Below are 16152 nucleotides of genomic sequence, written 5' to 3'. Positions count from 1 at the left end.
CGTTGTTTTTTAAACTTAAAAGAGTGGACTGGCTCATGGTGGGGATACTCGCCTTGTTCATGCTGTTCAGTACCCTCCTGGTACGCAGTGCCATTGCTCCCTATGAGACGGAGTTCCAGGGTTATGATGTAAAGACGATCCTATTTTATTTGCTGGGATTCGTTGTCGTGTTTGGTATGGCCTTGGTTGATTATCGTACGTTGCTTCGTTATAGCTGGTATGTTTACGCCACAGGTTGCGTGCTTCTGGTGATGGTATATCTGTTTGCGCCGGAAATCAATGGGGCGCGAAGCTGGTTTCGGATCGGGGGACTGCAATTTCAACCGGCCGAACTGGTGAAGGTCATCCTGATCTTGACGACGGGGTATTTACTTGGCAAAAAAATGGGGCAGCCGCTTCAATTCCGTCGAGACATCATTCCGATTACGCTGGTGACGCTGCTGCCGTTTGTTCTGGTGCTGATTCAGCCGGACTTGGGGAATGCCATCATTTATCTGGTCGTGCTGGTAGGAATGCTCTGGATCGGCAACGCCAGGTATAGCCATGTCTTAATCGCATTAACCGCCGCGGTTGCGGCATTAATCCTGTTCGTTACGTTGTTTAACGCCTACAACACGCAGATTCAGGACTATTTGGAGAAGCACCAGAAGCTCCACTGGTACCAACGGATCAATACGTTCATTAACCCGGATCAAGCGTCGAGTGACGACAGGCACCAATCGAACTACGCCAAGATTGCCATCGGCTCCGGGGGACTGCTCGGCGACGGTTACATGAAAGGCGACTTGAAAAACAAAAAATTCGTTCCGTATCCATATTCGGACTCGATCTTTGTTGTCGTTGGCGAGGAGTTTGGGTTTATCGGGGCTTCGGTGCTGCTGCTGCTCTACTTCTTATTTATCTATAGGATGATCTTAATCGCCCTGCATTGTATCGATAAACGGGGAGCTTACATCATCGTCGGAATCGTGGCGATGTTCCTGTTCCAGATCTTCGAGAACGTTGGGATGATGATCGGCCTGATGCCGATCACCGGGATTACGTTGCCGTTCATCAGCTATGGGGGAACCTCGCTCTTAATCAATATGTTATGTATCGGACTGGTGTTCAGCATTAAGCTGCATCAGGAGAAATATAAGGTGGAATAGGATAAACCGGTGCCGAGTGGCATCGGTTTTTTTGCATCGTAGGGGGCTGTGGCGGTCTATTCGTACGTTCATATTCCACTCCAGCGGTTCATAAGTATAAGTACAGGCCAAGGACAAACCGTGCATTGGACCGGAGGGATGAAAGCATGGACGTGAAATCAAATGTAAAGAAACGGAGGGCGGAGCGGATTCGCCAGCTGACGTTGGAAGACGCCGTGGGTCCAGGCCCGCTGCGTCCGGAACGAGGATGGGAATCGGCACCAGGTCAGGCCGCGGTTCCGCAGAGGGAACAAACGGGGCGGAACGCGAAGGGGGAGCGCGCAGACTTCACCGTATCCGATCCCGATCCCGAGCTGTTGTGGAAGCGTGGACAAGGCCGTTGGCAAGATCCTTACGGAGGGGCTTACGGAAGCCGTACCGAGGATCCCATCGTTCCCGGGCCTAGAAAAAGATCTACCTTTTGGACCGCTTTGTTCGTCCGACTCGTGATTAGCTCACTCTTGTTTGCAGCAGTCTGGGGCATGAACCGCTATGAGCCGTCCTGGGCGACTCCGATTCGAGCATTTATTGCCAAGTCGCTTACCGTGGAGATGGATTTTCAAGCCGTAGAGGCCTGGTATACGCGTTATTTCGGCGGAGCCCCGTCGTTTATTCCGATATTCAAAACCAACGAAGATAGCGGACTTCGAGTTGGAGCGGCAGCCGGATTCTCGTCGCCGATCGCCGGCCATTTGGCCAGCCCATTTGCCCTAAGCTTAAAAGGGATCGAGATTATCCCCGACACCGGCAGTTCGCAGGTAAAAACGATCGAGACCGGACGGGTGCTCCGCGTTGCCCGGGATGCCGTTACCGGACAGACGGTGACGGTACAGCATGCTGGCGGTTACGTCTCCGTGTACGGCCATTTGGAGCAGATCTCCGTCGAAAAGGGGGACTGGCTGGAAGGGGGCGATGTTCTGGGCAGCCTTCCTCCGCGAACGCAGTCCCCATTGCCGACGCTCTACTTTGCAATCCAAAAAGATGACCGGTATATCGATCCGGCGGATGTGATTCCGTTTGATTAAATGGCGAGGCATCGCGTTTTCTTTTCATCCTTTGTTCGTCATCATCATGCTTACGTCGGTGCTGACCGGTCATTTTCTGGAGTTGCTTGCTTTATTCGCCATCGTGTTCGTTCATGAGATGGGCCATGTGTTCGCGGCCCGCATGTACGGCATCAAGGTATTGTCCGTTCAAATGCTTCCGTTTGGGGGCGTGGCGGTCCTGGAGGCGGGGGATATGACAGCCGGACGGGAGATTGCCATCGCCTTGGCGGGACCGCTGCAGAACGTCCTGCTGATCGGCGCCTCTCTGTTGCTGCATGCCGCCGGGATGTGGGACGGGCCTTTTTTGGACTATTTTATCCAAAGCAACCTGCTGATTGCCCTATTTAACCTGCTACCCATCCTGCCGCTGGACGGCGGGAAAGTCTCACAGGCCTTATGCAGCCTGACGATGCCTTACTACGCCACGCTGATTTGGTCTTACCGCATCAGCCTGCTGTTCAGCGCCTTGCTGCTGGTGTATTCCTTCTTGCCGTTGCTGCTGGGGCTCGGGGGGATGCAGCTGAATCTTCTGATGATCGGCTTATTTCTGCTTTATTCCAACCTGACGGATTATCGGAACATTCCTTATCGTTTCTTGCGTTTTCTGGTGAACCGGGATCGTAGCTTCGCAAGACATCTGTTGACCGGGACTTTGGCCCAGCCGATCGTTGCCGAAAAAACGAAACCTTTGGATCATATTTTACGTCTATTTAAAAGAGAAAAATACCATTTTATTTATGTGATGAACCACCAAGGGCATATCGTAGCGGTCGTGCCGGAACAGCGAGTCATTTCCTCTTTCTTACAGGGGGGTTCCGGGGCTTGAAGCGCGAAAGTCGTGATATAATGAAACGGGCATGTGACTGGATAAGGCGAGTTCATGATCCATGGATGACGAACGTATGAAGGGTGAAATCATGAAAAGGATGATGGTTCACTGCGGACCCGGCTCTACCGAGATCGCGCTTCTGGAAAACGGCAAACTGGTGGAGTATGCGGCAGAGCGTTCTCAGCATAGAGGACTGGTTGGCAGTTTCATTAAAGGCAAGGTGGTTAATGTCATTCCGGGCATGCAGGCCGCTTTTGTGGATATCGGTCAGAAAAAGAACGCGTTTCTCTATATCGACGACGTGCTGCATCCTCATTTGGAAAAGCAGCCAAAGCAGAAGCCGTCGATTGCGCAACTGCTGAAGCCCGGCCAAGAGCTGGTTGTTCAGGTTGTAAAGGAAGCGATTGGCAATAAAGGGGCTCGGGTAACAACGCATTATTCTTTGCCGGGACGCTGGATTGTTTATATGCCGACTTCCGGTTATGTCGCCGTTTCCAAGAAGATCGGGCGCGAAGAGGAGAGATACCGCCTTAAGATGCTCGGTGAGGAATTGCGCGAGGAAGAGGAAGGGCTGATCCTGAGAACGGTTGCCGATGAAGAAGACGGTGAAGCGATCGGGGATGACCTCACACAGCTGCGCAAACAGTGGACCGCCATTCTGGAGAAGGCGAAGCACGCTGCGGCGCCGGTCGTGTTGCACCAGGATCTAAGCATGATCCAGCGACTGATGCGCGACGTGTACAGCCCGGAAACGGACGAGCTAATCATGGATTGTCCGGAGCAGGCGGAGGAGGCGCAAGCCTTTCTACAGGCGATGCTGCCGGGGGAGACGCCGCGCGTCATCGTGCATGAAGGCGCTGTCCCTTTATTTGATTACTATGAAGTGAAGCCGCAGCTGGAGAAGGATTTTCAACGCAAGATCTGGCTGCCTGGGGGCGGCTATCTCGTGTGGGATACGACAGAGGCACTGACCGTCATCGACGTGAACACCGGCAAATTTACCGGAGGCGACAGTTTGGAGGACACGGTGTTCCGCACGAATCTGGAGGCCGCGCAGGAAATGGCTCGGCTGATTCGGCTGCGGGACACCGGCGGAATTATCATCGTCGATTTTATCGACATGGACAGCGACGAGCATCGCTCAGCCGTTTGCGAACGGTTGGAGCAAGCGATGTCCGGCGACCGGACGCAGCATCATATTTTGGGCTGGACGAAGCTTGGTTTGCTGGAAATGACGCGGAAAAGAATGAGAGAAGAGAATACGGTAATCAGTTGATTTTTAACGGGGCCCATGATAGTATATTAGGGTATGTGTCATAAGTTAGCTTGTGCACATGCTGCAACCGCTCCGATCGGGTTACAAGTCCGCTGGACCTAGCGTCTATCGGCACCTGAATCAGGCGAGTCTGAGACATGAGGAGGTGCAAGCAAATGTACGCAATTATCGAAACTGGCGGTAAACAATACCGTGTTCAAGAAGGCGATGTGCTTTACATCGAGAAATTGAACGCTGAAGACGGCGCAAGCGTAACGTTCGACCGTGTGTTGGCAGTATCCAAAGGCGAAGGATTGGTAACGGGAGCTCCATTGGTATCCGGTGCTAGTGTAACGGCGAAAGTCGAAAAACACGGCAAAGGCCAAAAAGTGATCGTTTACAAATACAAACCGAAGAAGAACTACCACAAGAAGCAAGGTCATCGTCAACCTTACACGAAAGTAACCATCGAGAAAATCCAAGCGTAAGAAGGTGCGGTAATTTGATTATCGTCTCCATATTGCGCCGGAAGGATAACGGCATCGCAGGTTTTGAGGTGGAAGGCCATGCCGGCTACGCCAAGGCTGGGGAGGACATCGTCTGTGCGGGCGTTTCAGCCGTGACCGTAGGAACGGTCAATTCGATTGAAGCGTTGACTGGCATTGTCATGGACTCCAGGATGAAGAACGGCTTTCTTAGCGCGGATCTTCCTGCTACGGCCCGGACGGAAGCCGAAGAACAAGCGCAATTGCTGCTTGCCTCGCTTGTCGTTATGCTAAAGAGTATCGAAGAATCATACGGGAAGTATATTCAGATACAGGACGTCATTATTTGAAGAAGGAGGTAGACTACAATGTTGAAATTGGATCTCCAGTTATTCGCTTCCAAAAAGGGCGTAGGCTCCACGAAGAACGGACGCGACAGCATCGCGAAACGCCTTGGCGTGAAACGTGCTGACGGTCAAGTCGTAACGGGCGGAAGCATTCTCGTTCGTCAACGCGGAACGAAAATTCACCCAGGTACGAACGTAGGCATCGGTTCGGACGATACGCTGTTTGCTAAAGTCGACGGCGTTGTGAAATTCGAACGTTGGGGTCGCGATCGCAAAAAAGTGAGCGTCTACCCTGTGGAAACCGCTCCTGTAGCGGCTACAGTCGAAGCTTAAGAGCTTATAAGCAAGAGCCCTGGCACGTTGGTGTCAGGGCTTATCTTTTTTTACATACATAACGAGAGCGAACTTGATTTAGGTATGTTATACTGGGTAGTGATGCCAGGGTGAGGACTTCATTTCACCCAATTTGTTAGAGGAACGGGGAAAATATGAAACATCGGTTCATGGTGAGGGCGATGTTCGTGCTGCTTGCGGCCGTTAGCCTGACACTTGCTTATTTCCTGAAATCGCCGATCGGACAGGTCCTCCTGTGCGGGGCTCTTTTCGTGTTGTTTTGGGTATATGTTCGGCATCTTCGGAAGGCGGCCGAAACCGAGCGGAAGCAGTTGCTGGAGTCGATCCAAAGAACCGCCTCCGCCACTTTAGGTCATCATCGCCATGATTGGATGAACGATCTGCAGATTTTGTACGGATATATCCAGCTTCGGAAAATTGATAAACTGGCCGATTGCGTGGAAAGAATAAAAGGACGAATGGCCGTGGAGAGCAAAATCGCAAGGCTTGGCATTCCGGCTTTGGTCTTCTACTTGCAATCGTTCCGCGAGGTGAACGGTTCGGTGCAACTTGAGGTTGATATTGAGGACGAGCTGCAGTTGGACAGTTTGCTTACCATCGAAGAAGCGGAAGAATTGACGGAAGCTATCGTGGAATCGGTACGGGTGTTTCAGTTTAACGGGCGGTCTTCGTGGGGTGAGACTCTGCAACTGAAAATATCGATGTACCGCGAAGGCGGCGAAGTGTTGGTTCGGTTTGAACAGATCGGTTCTACAGGGAATCAGGAGGCACTTGCTCGTCACATCGATGAAGGAATTACAGGAATGCGAATACGGGCTGACCGAGGCGATGCGGAGAACGGTTCGCTGCGGCTTCGGGTGTCTTGCGGAAAAATAAACGAGGTGAACGCATGTTTGTAGATAAAGCGAAAATTTATGTCAAAGGGGGCGACGGCGGCGATGGGCTCGTAGCCTTTCGCCGAGAGAAGTACGTACCCGAGGGCGGTCCGGCCGGCGGTGACGGAGGGAAAGGCGGCGACGTGATCTTTCGCGTCGACGAAGGCCTAAGAACGTTGATGGACTTTCGATATCAGCGGCATTTTAAGGCGCAGCGTGGGGAAAAAGGGCGGAATAAGAGCCAGCACGGGGCGAATGCGGAGAATATGATCGTACGGGTTCCTCCGGGAACGGTCGTCATCGACGATGACTCCCAGGAGGTAATTGCCGATTTGACGCGCCATGGGCAGCAAATTGTTGTCGCCCGCGGCGGGCGGGGCGGACGCGGCAACATCCGTTTCGCTACGCCAAGCAATCCGGCTCCCGAGCTCGCAGAGCATGGCGAAGAAGGCCAAGAGCGCTGGGTTGTGCTGGAGCTGAAGGTGATGGCCGATGTCGGACTAGTTGGATTCCCGAGTGTCGGGAAATCAACGTTGTTGTCGGTCGTATCGGCAGCCAAACCGAAAATCGGCGCCTACCATTTCACAACGATCACCCCGAATCTTGGTGTCGTTGAGGTGGGCGACGGGCGCAGCTTCGTGATGGCGGATTTGCCCGGGTTGATCGAAGGCGCCCATGAAGGCGTTGGCCTCGGCCATGAATTCTTGCGTCACGTGGAGCGGACAAGGCTTATCGTTCATGTCGTCGATATGGCCGGTTCGGAAGGACGCGACCCGTTTGACGATTGGCAGAAGATCAACGACGAACTGCGGCAATACAACGCGGATTTGGAGAAACGTCCGCAGATCGTGGCCGCGAATAAGATGGATATGCCCGAAGCGGCGGAGTATCTGGAGAGATTCCGCGAGGAAGTCGCAAAGGTACGCGGGGATCTGGAGATCATGCCGATTTCCTCTCTGACCCGTCAGGGCATCCAGGAACTGTTGTACCGCGTGTCGGATCTGCTGGATCAAATTCCGGAAGCACCGGCGATCGAGGAAGTCACCGAACTCGCGGAGCGTAAAATTTTCAAATTGGACAAGACGGAAGACGAAAGCTTTACGATTCGCCGCGAGAACGAGACGTTTGTGGTGGAAAGCGTGAAAATCGAGCGGATGATGAAACGGATGCAGCTGAATTCCCATGATGCAATTCTGAAGCTGGCCCGCACGCTGCGGCATATGGGCGTTGACGAAGAGCTGCGTAAGCGGGGCGCTAAGGACGGGACACTGGTTCGTATCGGCGACTTCGAATTTGAATTTGTCGAAGGCAGCAGCTACTATTATTGATGTGAAAAAGCACCTTTTGGGTGCTTTTTTTAATATAAGGCGGGATAAAAAGCATTGCCACTCTGCCTGATTTCCGTTATAATGTCCACTATACGAAAACAAAGGTCTCTAAGGAGAGGACGTTCGTGAAAGAGCACTACTATTTGGTACGCGAGGATATTTTGCCTGAAGCGGTGGTTAAAACGTTGCAGGTGAAGCAACTGCTGGCCTCCGGCGATGCGAAAACAGTGCATGAGGCCGTAGCTCAGGTGGGCTTGAGCCGCAGCGCCTTTTACAAGTACAAGGACGGCATTCATCAATTAAATCAAATTGAACGGGAAAGCATCGTGACGATTTCGTTTGACCTGGAGCACCGGTCGGGAATTTTGTCGAAAGTGCTTGCGCTGATCGCCGGGTCTGGCGGTAACGTTTTGACGATAAACCAAAGTATACCGCTTCAAGGCAAAGCGAATGTCGTGATTTCCGTGGAAACCTCGCGCTTAACCGAGGAGCTGGATGTGATGCTGAACTCGCTGCAAGGCATCCCGGGAGTTAGGAGAACGCAGATCGTTGGGCAAGGATAAGAGAAGAAGCCATGCGGGAATACCCGCGATTAGATAACGGGAGGGGACGGCTGTGAAGCCTGTGAAAGTAGGACTGCTCGGACTCGGCACGGTGGGGACTGGCGTCGTCCGGATCTTGGAAGGACATCAGGAGGATCTCAGCAGTCAGGTTGGTTCGCCGATCGTCATCGAGAAAATCGCCGTTAAGACGTTAGCAAAAACACGCAGCATCGATGTGGATCCGCGCAAGCTGACGGAGGATCCCTGGTCGGTCATCCGTGACCCGGAGATCGATGTTATCGTGGAAGTGATGGGTGGCGTCGATCAGACGAAAGCTTATATTCTGGAGGCGCTGGAACGCGGCAAGCATATCGTGACCGCCAACAAGGATTTGATGGCGCTGTACGGCTCAGAGATTCTGGCTAAGGCGATGGAGCATCAATGCGATGTGTTTTACGAGGCAAGCGTGGCTGGCGGCATTCCCATCATCCGCACGTTGATTGAAGGGTTTTCCTCCGATCGAATCATGAAGATCATGGGGATCGTGAATGGGACGACCAATTATATTTTGAGCAAAATGAGCCAGGAAGGCGCCTCCTACGAGGATGTGCTGAAGGAAGCGCAACAGCTTGGTTATGCAGAGTCGGATCCGACCTCCGACGTGGAAGGATTGGATGCGGCCCGTAAGATGACGATTCTTGGGACTCTGGGGTTCCGTACGAACGTGGAACTAAATGATGTGCATGTTCGGGGGATTTCATCGGTGTCGAGGGAAGATATTTTATATGCTAAGCGTCTCGGTTACGAGATGAAGCTGCTTGGCATCGCCGAACGGCAGGATGACGAATTCAGCATTACGGTGCAGCCGACCATGGTCAAGAAAACGCATCCGATCGCGGCTGTAAACGGCGTATACAACGCGGTGTACGTGCACGGGGAAGCCGTTGGCGAAACGATGTTCTATGGTGCAGGCGCCGGGGAGATGCCGACCGCCACCTCCGTGGTGGCGGACCTGGTTGCCGTCGTCAAGAACCTTAAGCTTGGCGTCAACGGTTTGAAGGCGATCGTCCCATATAAACCGAAGAAGCTCAAAACGGACGAACAAATCGCCTACAAGAATTTCCTGTTGCTACACGTCGACGACAAAGCTGGCGTCTTGGCGCAAATCACTCAGGTGTTCGCCGAATACGAGGTCAGCCTGGAATCGGTCGTGCAATCGCCGAACACGAATTTGGCCGGTGCTGAGATCATGATCGTGACGCACAACGCTAGCAAGGCCAGTATGAATAAGGTTCTGGCCCATTTCGAATCGCTGGACGTCATCCATCGGATCAAAAGCGTGTACCGCGTAGAGGGATAATCACATTAATCAGATAAAGGAGTTCTTATTGGATGAGATATCTTGGATTGCTGGAAACGTACAAGGAATATTTGCCGGTGAACGACAAGACGCCGAAGCTGACACTGCAGGAAGGCAATACCCCGCTGGTTCGCGCAGAGAACCTCTCGAAGGAGCTGGGGCTTGACCTTTACTTCAAATATGAAGGGTTGAACCCGACCGGCTCGTTTAAGGATCGCGGCATGGTCATGGCCGTCGCCAAAGCGGTCGAGGAAGGCAGCCAGACAATCATGTGCGCGTCTACGGGGAATACTTCAGCCGCTGCTGCGGCCTACGCCGCCCGTGCAGGGATCGATTGTATCGTATTGATTCCCAATAACAACATTGCTCTCGGCAAGCTCGCTCAGGCGATGATCTACGGCGCGAAAGTGATCGCGATCGAAGGAAACTTCGACCGGGCGCTCGAGATTGTGCGCGACATTACCGCTAAGCATCCGATCACGTTAGTGAACTCGGTGAACCCGTACCGCATCGAAGGCCAGAAAACGGCGGCATTCGAAGTGTGCGACCAACTAGGGAAGGCCCCTGATGTACTCGCCATTCCGGTCGGCAACGCCGGTAACATCTCGGCTTACTGGAAAGGCTTCAAGGAATATCATGAGCGTGGCAAATCGACTTCCTTGCCGCGGATGGTCGGTTTCGAAGCCGAAGGTGCGATGGCGATTGTCAAAGGCGAACCGATCTTGGAGCCGGAAACCATTGCGACCGCCATCCGGATCGGTAACCCGGCAAGCTGGAAGACGGCTGTTGCTGCAGCGGAAGAGTCCGGCGGGCAGATCAATTACGTAACGGATGATGAAATTCTCGATGCATATCGGATCATAGCCGCGAAGGAAGGCATTTTTGCCGAGCCCGCTTCGGCGGCTTCCATCGCCGGCGTTTATAAGCTGAAACGCGAGGGATATTTTAAAGGCGGAGAGACAGTGGTCTGCGTTCTGACAGGGCATGGCCTGAAGGATCCGAATATCGCCATCAAGAGCATCGGCGGCGAACCGCTCGTCGTTCAGGACACGGAAGAAGCGGTGCTGGATGCGATCGCCAAGCTGCAAGGAGCCCAGGCATGATTCGCCAAGAAGGCGTTCGGGTCAAGGTGCCGGCAAGCACGGCGAACTTAGGCCCTGGCTTCGATACGCTAGGTATGGCGCTGAATCTCTATTCTTGGATCGAAATGAAACCGGCCGATTCCACGGTTTTCCGCCTACATGGGGAGAACCTGGAGGGGCTGCCGACCGATAAAAGCAATCTGGTGTATCAGGTCGCGCAAACGGTGTTTGCGGAAGCCGGCGTGACTTTGCCGGAGTTGGAAATCTCGATGAAATCGGATATTCCGCTGACCCGCGGGCTTGGCAGCAGCGCTTCGGCGATCGTCGGGGCGCTGTTTGCCGCCAATCTGCTGATCGGCGAGCCTTTGAGCCAAGCGAAGCTGTTCGATATGGCGACGGCGCTGGAGAAGCATCCGGATAACGTGGGCGCCTCCTTATTCGGCGGGATCATTACCGCCGTCTGGGACGGAACGCACGCCGATGTGCTGCGCATCGAGCCGCCAGCGGATCTCGAGGTGCTTGTGGCCATCCCTGATTTTCAGTTGTCCACCTCCAAGGCTCGCGAGGCATTGCCTAAGCAGATTAGCCTGCAGGATGCGGTATACAACGTCAGCCACTCTTCGCTGCTGACCGCGGCGCTGACCTCGGGTCGGTTGGACCTGATCCCGGTCGCAATGCGCGATCGGCTGCATCAACCCTACCGGGCATCGCTGGTGCCGGGCATGGCTCGGATCCTTGAGGAAGCGACGGCCCATGGAGCGTTAGGCGCCGCCTTGAGCGGGGCCGGTCCGACGCTGCTCTGTTTGACGGACCGCCGTAAGGGAGCGGAAGATCAGCTTGAGGGGTTCCTCCTTGAGGTGCTTGGCGAGCAGGGCATCACCACGCAGACGATGCGATTGAAACCTTGCACATTGGGGGCCGTGGCGCTTACTATGGAGAGTGAAGGTTCATTTTTGGATTATATTCAGGCTTAGAGGGCGGGTAGACCGGCTGCATTCAATAGAATTGGAGCACCGAGACCGTTGGATGAAGTTAGGGAGTGAGTAGTAGAGATGAAACGAATAGCATTGCTGCCGGAAGGCTCGGTGTCCCATGAAGCAGCGCTGCACCTGTTCGGCGATGAGCCGGTGGAGCTGCTTCATTTCAAGCAGATATCCGACGTATTCTTAGCTACGGCCAGCGGTCACAGTGATTACAGCGTCATCCCCATGGAGAATACGATCGAAGGCTCTGTTAGCCTCCATATGGACTGGCTTGTCCATGAGGTGGATATTCCGATGCAAATTGAATGGGTATATCCTTCCGTGCAGAATTTGATCGGCAATCGGGAGGAGTTCCAATCGGGGGATCAACCTGGCGATATCGATTATTCCAAAGTGACGAAGGTGTTGTCACATCCGGTTGCAATGGCCCAGTGTCTGCAATTTATCCGCTCAAGGATGCCGCGAGCGGAATTGGAGCATGCGGGCAGCACTTCGGAAGCGGTGGAACTGGTGAAGAAGAATCCGGGACAAGGTTGGATGGCGATCGGTACGGCACTCGGGGCCAAGCGGTACGGTTTGGATGTCCTGGCCCGTCAAGTGACGGATCACGACAACAACTATACCCGGTTTGTTCTAATCGGCCCTCAGCCGCTGGAACTGGCAATCCCGGCAGCCCAGAACAAAACGAGCCTGCTTGTGACGCTGCCGGAGGATTTTCCAGGTGCCTTGCATCAGGTATTGTCCGCGTTCGCATGGCGTAAACTGAATTTGTCGCGAATTGAGTCGCGTCCCACCAAGAAACGGCTTGGCAATTACTATTTTATTATGGATGTGCTTGAATCTCTCGATGCCGTGCTGCTCAGCTCAGCGATTGGAGAAATCGAAGCATTGGGATGCCAAGTACGCGTGCTGGGGAGTTATCCCAGCTTATCGTTTGGAGAACAAAAAGCGGAGGTGCCAAAATAATGGCAGAACAATGGATTTACTTAGATGGACAATACGTAACCAAAGATCAAGCAAAGGTTTCCGTATATGATCATGGTTTTTTGTACGGAGACGGCATTTTCGAAGGCATCCGCATTTATAACGGAAATATTTTTAAATGCAAAGAGCATTTGGACCGTCTTTACGATTCAGCTAAATCCATCATGCTGGAGATTCCGCTGACGTATCAGGAAATGGAGAACGCGCTAGTGGAGACGCTTCGTCGCAATGAGCTTCGCAACGGTTATATCCGTCTGGTTGTTTCCCGCGGCGCCGGTAACTTAGGTCTCGATCCGAACCGTTGCCCGAAAGCATCGGTCGTCATCATCGTGGAGCAACTCGCGATCTATTCGGAAGAAGCCTACAAAACCGGGCTGAAAACCGTCTCCGTATCGACGCGGCGCAACATCCCCGATGCCCTGAATCCGAAAATCAAATCGCTGAACTATTTGAACAATATTTTGGTGAAAATTCAATCGAACCTGTCCGGTGCGGGCGAAGCGATCATGCTGAACGCACAAGGGTACGTGACCGAGGGCTCGGGCGACAATATTTTCATCGTCAAGAACGGAATGATCACCACCCCTCCATGTTATTTGGGGGCGTTGGACGGAATTACCCGCCAGGCGATCATCGAGATTTGCCGCAAGAGAGGCTACAGTATCCAAGAACAGCCGTTTACGCTTCACGATGTGTATGTCGCTGACGAAGTGTTCCTGACAGGGACGGCTGCTGAGGTCATCGCCGTACGTGAAGTCGACGGCCGCATCATCGGAGAGGGACATGCCGGTCCAATCACGCTGAAGCTGCTGGAGGAATTCCGTGCGATCGTAGATCAGGACGGAGTGAAGGTTTGGTAAGAACGCGCGAGAGCTAGCATGAATCCTATTTTCCTTGACCTAAGAGGGAGATAGGATTTTTTCTTTTCCTGGATGTCAAAAACCGGGCGCCTGCATAGGATGTAATAAATGGGCCCCGGGCGATCATCACGTACCGGAGAAGAAACCTAGGAGGTCTTTATCGCGTGAAAATCCATATTGTGAAAAAAGGCGATACTTTGTTTGAGCTCTCAAAAAAGTATAACGTGCCTCTGGAGAAACTGATCGAAGCTAACCCGCAGTTCGCCAATCCGGATCAGTTGAACGTCGGCGACAAAGTGAAGATTCCAGCCGTGGCTGTGCCGATCGGCGGTGAATCGGGCAATATCTACAAGCACGTCGTGAAGCAAGGGGACACGTTGTGGAAGTTGTCCAAAGCCTGGGGCTTGCCTTTACAGACCCTGATCGCGGCAAATCCTCAGCTTAGCGATCCGAACCAGTTAAAGGTAGGGGATGTTGTAAACATTCCGACGGGTATGGGATCGCCCGCCGGCGGAGCCGCCAACCCGCCAGGACCTAACATGGGGTTGTCGCCGGCGCAAACCGGTAAGAAAAACACGGCCCCCATTGCCGGTACGGGCACGAAAGCTCCGACAGGCGTCAAGCCGGAAATGACGGCGCCGAAGCCGCCGAAGATGGAAGTCCCTAAGGTTCAACCTATTCAAACGGAAAAACCGAAACCGAAAGAAGAGCCGGCGAAGGTTGAACCAGCGAAGGTAGAACCAATCAATGTTGTGCCGCCGAAACAGCAACCGGTACATGTCGAACCGCCCAAAACAGTACCCATGGAGATCAAAATTGAAGTGGAGCAAATACAATATGAATCCACGAAACTCCAGCCGATTCAATATCAGCCGCAAAAGCAGGAGCCGGTTAAAGTTGAACCCTATAACTATCAACCGCTGAATGTCGCACCAGCCAATTATGGGCCGACGAACGTCAGCCCTGCGGCCAATGTCCCGATGAAAGGGGAACCTTCAGGTGTCAGCCCTTATGGATATGAGCCGATGAAAGGTGAACCTACGGGAGTTAGCCCTTATGGATATGAGCCGATGAAAGGTGAACCTACGGGAGTTAGCCCTTATGGTTATGAGCCGATGAAAGGCGAACCTATGGGTGTCAGCCCTTATGGATATGAGCCGATGAAAGGTGAACCTACGGGAGTTAGCCCTTATGGGTATGAGCCGATGAAAGGCGAACCTATGGGAGTCAGCCCTTATGGATATGAGCCGATGAAAGGCGAACCTATGGGAGTTAGCCCATATGGATATGAGCCGATGAAAGGCGAACCTATGGGAGTTAGCCCTTATGGATATGAGCCGATGAAAGGCGAACCTATGGGAGTTAGCCCTTATGGATATGAGCCGATGAAAGGCGAACCTACGGGAGTCAGCCCTTATGGATATGAGCCGATGAAAGGCGAACCTACGGGAGTCAGCCCTTATTCTTATGGGCCGAATGTGCAACCTATCCAATACGCAAACCCTGCCTATCCGAGTCACGGTATGTCGCAGTTCTTCCCAACACAACCATCTCCGACTGTACTTCCGGCCATGGGTTACGCCCCTTCACCTTGTGGATGCTCGGGAGCTACCCCGTATTCGTATACGGCTCAAGAAGCCTATCCTCCTTTTTATCAATATCCGGTGGCAGCCGAACCTGTATCCGCTCTTTACGACAACACTTCAATGCCACAGCAACCAACAGCACTCTCCCCGACGGAAGGGGAGTATCCGGGGATTTCAAACGTTAACGCTCCCGTGTCGCAAATGCCCAATTTGGGAGGGGTGAGCCCATACGCCAATCAAGCCCCCAATGCGGGATATCAGCCGCTTGGAATTTCGCCACAGGCCGTATCCCCTGAATCGTACGGTAATAGCTTCTACCCTCAGACCATGGATTGGGGTCATCAGCCTGGATATATGCCTTGTTACGGTCCTCCCGTTCCAGGCTACCCAACTTCGGTATTGCCGGCTGCTTATTCCGTTCCGCCGATGCCTGGGTACCCGATGGCCTATCCTGGGGCGAACAATTTGGCTCCGATCGCAAACGAACCATTAAAAGGGGAAGTTGGCGGGATTGAAAATATGAAGAGTCACCTTGATCGTGAGGCACAGGCCTCGGGCTCCAACGACGGATTGGAGGATAACGGGCAAAAAAAAACGGAAACCAAATCCAAAACGCTAAATCCCTCAAAGAAAAACGTGAAAATTTCAGGCAGCCTTGACTCGCAGTCGACCACGAGTAAGCCAAGTAAATCCGGAGCAGGAACGGTAACCAAAAAAACTCGGCAACGTGCCAACAAAACGAGTGGACGACGGAATCCATGGATTAACGATTAAAGGCAAATCGGAGCGGGGGGAGATAGATCCCCCTGCTTTGTGTTTTGTCAGAACTTGTTGCACTTCCTCTAGAGAAAGGACTTGAGCCTGTGCGCTGAATATGTTATATTAGACGTCCCCCGAAAACTAGAAGCTTGGTTTGAAGGGGAGGTTCAATTGAGAAAGAGATGTGCCAATTACCTGGAATTAAATGCTTAGAAAAAAAGTGCTTGCTATCCCGTTCCGGGTATGTTATATTATTTAAGTCGCCGCTGAAACGCAGCGATGAACGAAAG

General features: G+C 53.0%; 16 protein-coding genes and 1 other annotated feature. All 16 genes read left to right on the top strand.

Going from position 1 to position 16152, the window contains the following annotated elements:
- Nucleotides 1–2 precede the first annotated feature (2 nt).
- Nucleotides 3–1148, top strand: a complete 1146-nt coding sequence (locus IM700_RS16680) for an FtsW/RodA/SpoVE family cell cycle protein (RefSeq protein ID WP_193418058.1) — start codon at nt 3–5, stop codon at nt 1146–1148.
- A gap of 146 nt (nt 1149–1294) precedes the next feature.
- On the top strand, nt 1295–2212 hold the full coding sequence (locus tag IM700_RS16675; protein WP_193418056.1) for a M23 family metallopeptidase: 918 nt from the start codon (nt 1295–1297) through the stop codon (nt 2210–2212).
- Entirely contained in the window at nt 2205–3059 is an 855-nt protein-coding gene (locus IM700_RS16670; RefSeq protein WP_193418054.1) for a M50 family metallopeptidase, read from the top strand. Before IM700_RS16675 ends, IM700_RS16670 begins: the two co-directional genes overlap by 8 nt.
- A gap of 91 nt (nt 3060–3150) precedes the next feature.
- The gene (locus IM700_RS16665; protein ID WP_193418052.1) at nt 3151–4338 is read left to right on the top strand and encodes an Rne/Rng family ribonuclease; all 1188 of its coding nucleotides are present in this window, start codon (nt 3151–3153) and stop codon (nt 4336–4338) included.
- A 55-nt stretch (nt 4339–4393) separates the two neighbouring features.
- Nucleotides 4394–4480, top strand: a sequence feature (ribosomal protein L21 leader region).
- A 13-nt stretch (nt 4481–4493) separates the two neighbouring features.
- On the top strand, nt 4494–4805 hold the full coding sequence (gene rplU, locus IM700_RS16660; RefSeq protein WP_059040908.1) for a 50S ribosomal protein L21: 312 nt from the start codon (nt 4494–4496) through the stop codon (nt 4803–4805).
- A gap of 14 nt (nt 4806–4819) precedes the next feature.
- Nucleotides 4820–5152 carry a ribosomal-processing cysteine protease Prp gene (locus IM700_RS16655; protein WP_193418050.1) on the top strand — a complete coding sequence of 111 codons (333 nt, stop codon included), beginning with the start codon at nt 4820–4822 and terminating at the stop codon, nt 5150–5152.
- 18 nt (nt 5153–5170) lie between these two features.
- Nucleotides 5171–5482: a 50S ribosomal protein L27 gene (rpmA, locus tag IM700_RS16650; RefSeq protein ID WP_036620517.1), complete on the top strand. Its 312-nt coding sequence runs from the start codon at nt 5171–5173 to the stop codon at nt 5480–5482.
- A 155-nt stretch (nt 5483–5637) separates the two neighbouring features.
- Complete coding sequence (locus tag IM700_RS16645; RefSeq protein ID WP_193418048.1) at nt 5638–6402, top strand: Spo0B domain-containing protein; 765 nt, start codon at nt 5638–5640, stop codon at nt 6400–6402.
- Nucleotides 6393–7706, top strand: coding sequence for a GTPase ObgE (obgE, locus tag IM700_RS16640; RefSeq protein ID WP_193418046.1), 1314 nt, complete (start codon nt 6393–6395; stop codon nt 7704–7706). Before IM700_RS16645 ends, obgE begins: the two co-directional genes overlap by 10 nt.
- Before the next feature lie 125 nt (nt 7707–7831).
- Nucleotides 7832–8269, top strand: a complete 438-nt coding sequence (locus IM700_RS16635; protein WP_193418044.1) for an ACT domain-containing protein — start codon at nt 7832–7834, stop codon at nt 8267–8269.
- A 52-nt stretch (nt 8270–8321) separates the two neighbouring features.
- Nucleotides 8322–9608, top strand: a complete 1287-nt coding sequence (locus tag IM700_RS16630; protein WP_193418042.1) for a homoserine dehydrogenase — start codon at nt 8322–8324, stop codon at nt 9606–9608.
- A gap of 32 nt (nt 9609–9640) precedes the next feature.
- Complete coding sequence (gene thrC / locus IM700_RS16625) at nt 9641–10711, top strand: threonine synthase (RefSeq protein ID WP_155608647.1); 1071 nt, start codon at nt 9641–9643, stop codon at nt 10709–10711.
- Nucleotides 10708–11664 carry a homoserine kinase gene (gene thrB / locus IM700_RS16620; protein WP_193418040.1) on the top strand — a complete coding sequence of 319 codons (957 nt, stop codon included), beginning with the start codon at nt 10708–10710 and terminating at the stop codon, nt 11662–11664. Before thrC ends, thrB begins: the two co-directional genes overlap by 4 nt.
- Before the next feature lie 78 nt (nt 11665–11742).
- Nucleotides 11743–12639 (top strand): prephenate dehydratase, encoded by an 897-nt coding sequence (gene pheA, locus IM700_RS16615; RefSeq protein WP_155608649.1) that lies wholly within the window; start codon nt 11743–11745, stop codon nt 12637–12639.
- Nucleotides 12639–13517 carry a branched-chain-amino-acid transaminase gene (ilvE, locus tag IM700_RS16610; protein ID WP_155608650.1) on the top strand — a complete coding sequence of 293 codons (879 nt, stop codon included), beginning with the start codon at nt 12639–12641 and terminating at the stop codon, nt 13515–13517. Before pheA ends, ilvE begins: the two co-directional genes overlap by 1 nt.
- A 164-nt stretch (nt 13518–13681) precedes the next feature.
- Nucleotides 13682–15877, top strand: coding sequence for a LysM peptidoglycan-binding domain-containing protein (locus IM700_RS16605; RefSeq protein WP_193418038.1), 2196 nt, complete (start codon nt 13682–13684; stop codon nt 15875–15877).
- Nucleotides 15878–16152 lie beyond the last annotated feature (275 nt).

The sequence above is a fragment of the Paenibacillus rhizolycopersici genome, assembly GCF_014947195.2.
GTDB lineage: Bacteria > Bacillota > Bacilli > Paenibacillales > Paenibacillaceae > Fontibacillus > Fontibacillus rhizolycopersici.
Note: the sequence above shows the minus strand (reverse complement) of the source record. Positions and strands in the feature narration are given on the sequence as shown.

Excerpts from the sequence above, each read along its gene's own strand:
- IM700_RS16675 (WP_193418056.1), top strand. The coding sequence starts at position 1,295 with ATGGACGTGAAATCAAATGTAAAGAAACGGAGGGCGGAGCGGATTCGC.
- IM700_RS16665 (WP_193418052.1), top strand. The coding sequence starts at position 3,151 with ATGAAAAGGATGATGGTTCACTGCGGACCCGGCTCTACCGAGATCGCG.
- rplU (WP_059040908.1), top strand. The coding sequence starts at position 4,494 with ATGTACGCAATTATCGAAACTGGCGGTAAACAATACCGTGTTCAAGAA.
- rpmA (WP_036620517.1), top strand. The coding sequence starts at position 5,171 with ATGTTGAAATTGGATCTCCAGTTATTCGCTTCCAAAAAGGGCGTAGGC.
- IM700_RS16645 (WP_193418048.1), top strand. The coding sequence starts at position 5,638 with ATGAAACATCGGTTCATGGTGAGGGCGATGTTCGTGCTGCTTGCGGCC.
- obgE (WP_193418046.1), top strand. The coding sequence starts at position 6,393 with ATGTTTGTAGATAAAGCGAAAATTTATGTCAAAGGGGGCGACGGCGGC.
- thrC (WP_155608647.1), top strand. The coding sequence starts at position 9,641 with ATGAGATATCTTGGATTGCTGGAAACGTACAAGGAATATTTGCCGGTG.
- thrB (WP_193418040.1), top strand. The coding sequence starts at position 10,708 with ATGATTCGCCAAGAAGGCGTTCGGGTCAAGGTGCCGGCAAGCACGGCG.
- pheA (WP_155608649.1), top strand. The coding sequence starts at position 11,743 with ATGAAACGAATAGCATTGCTGCCGGAAGGCTCGGTGTCCCATGAAGCA.
- ilvE (WP_155608650.1), top strand. The coding sequence starts at position 12,639 with ATGGCAGAACAATGGATTTACTTAGATGGACAATACGTAACCAAAGAT.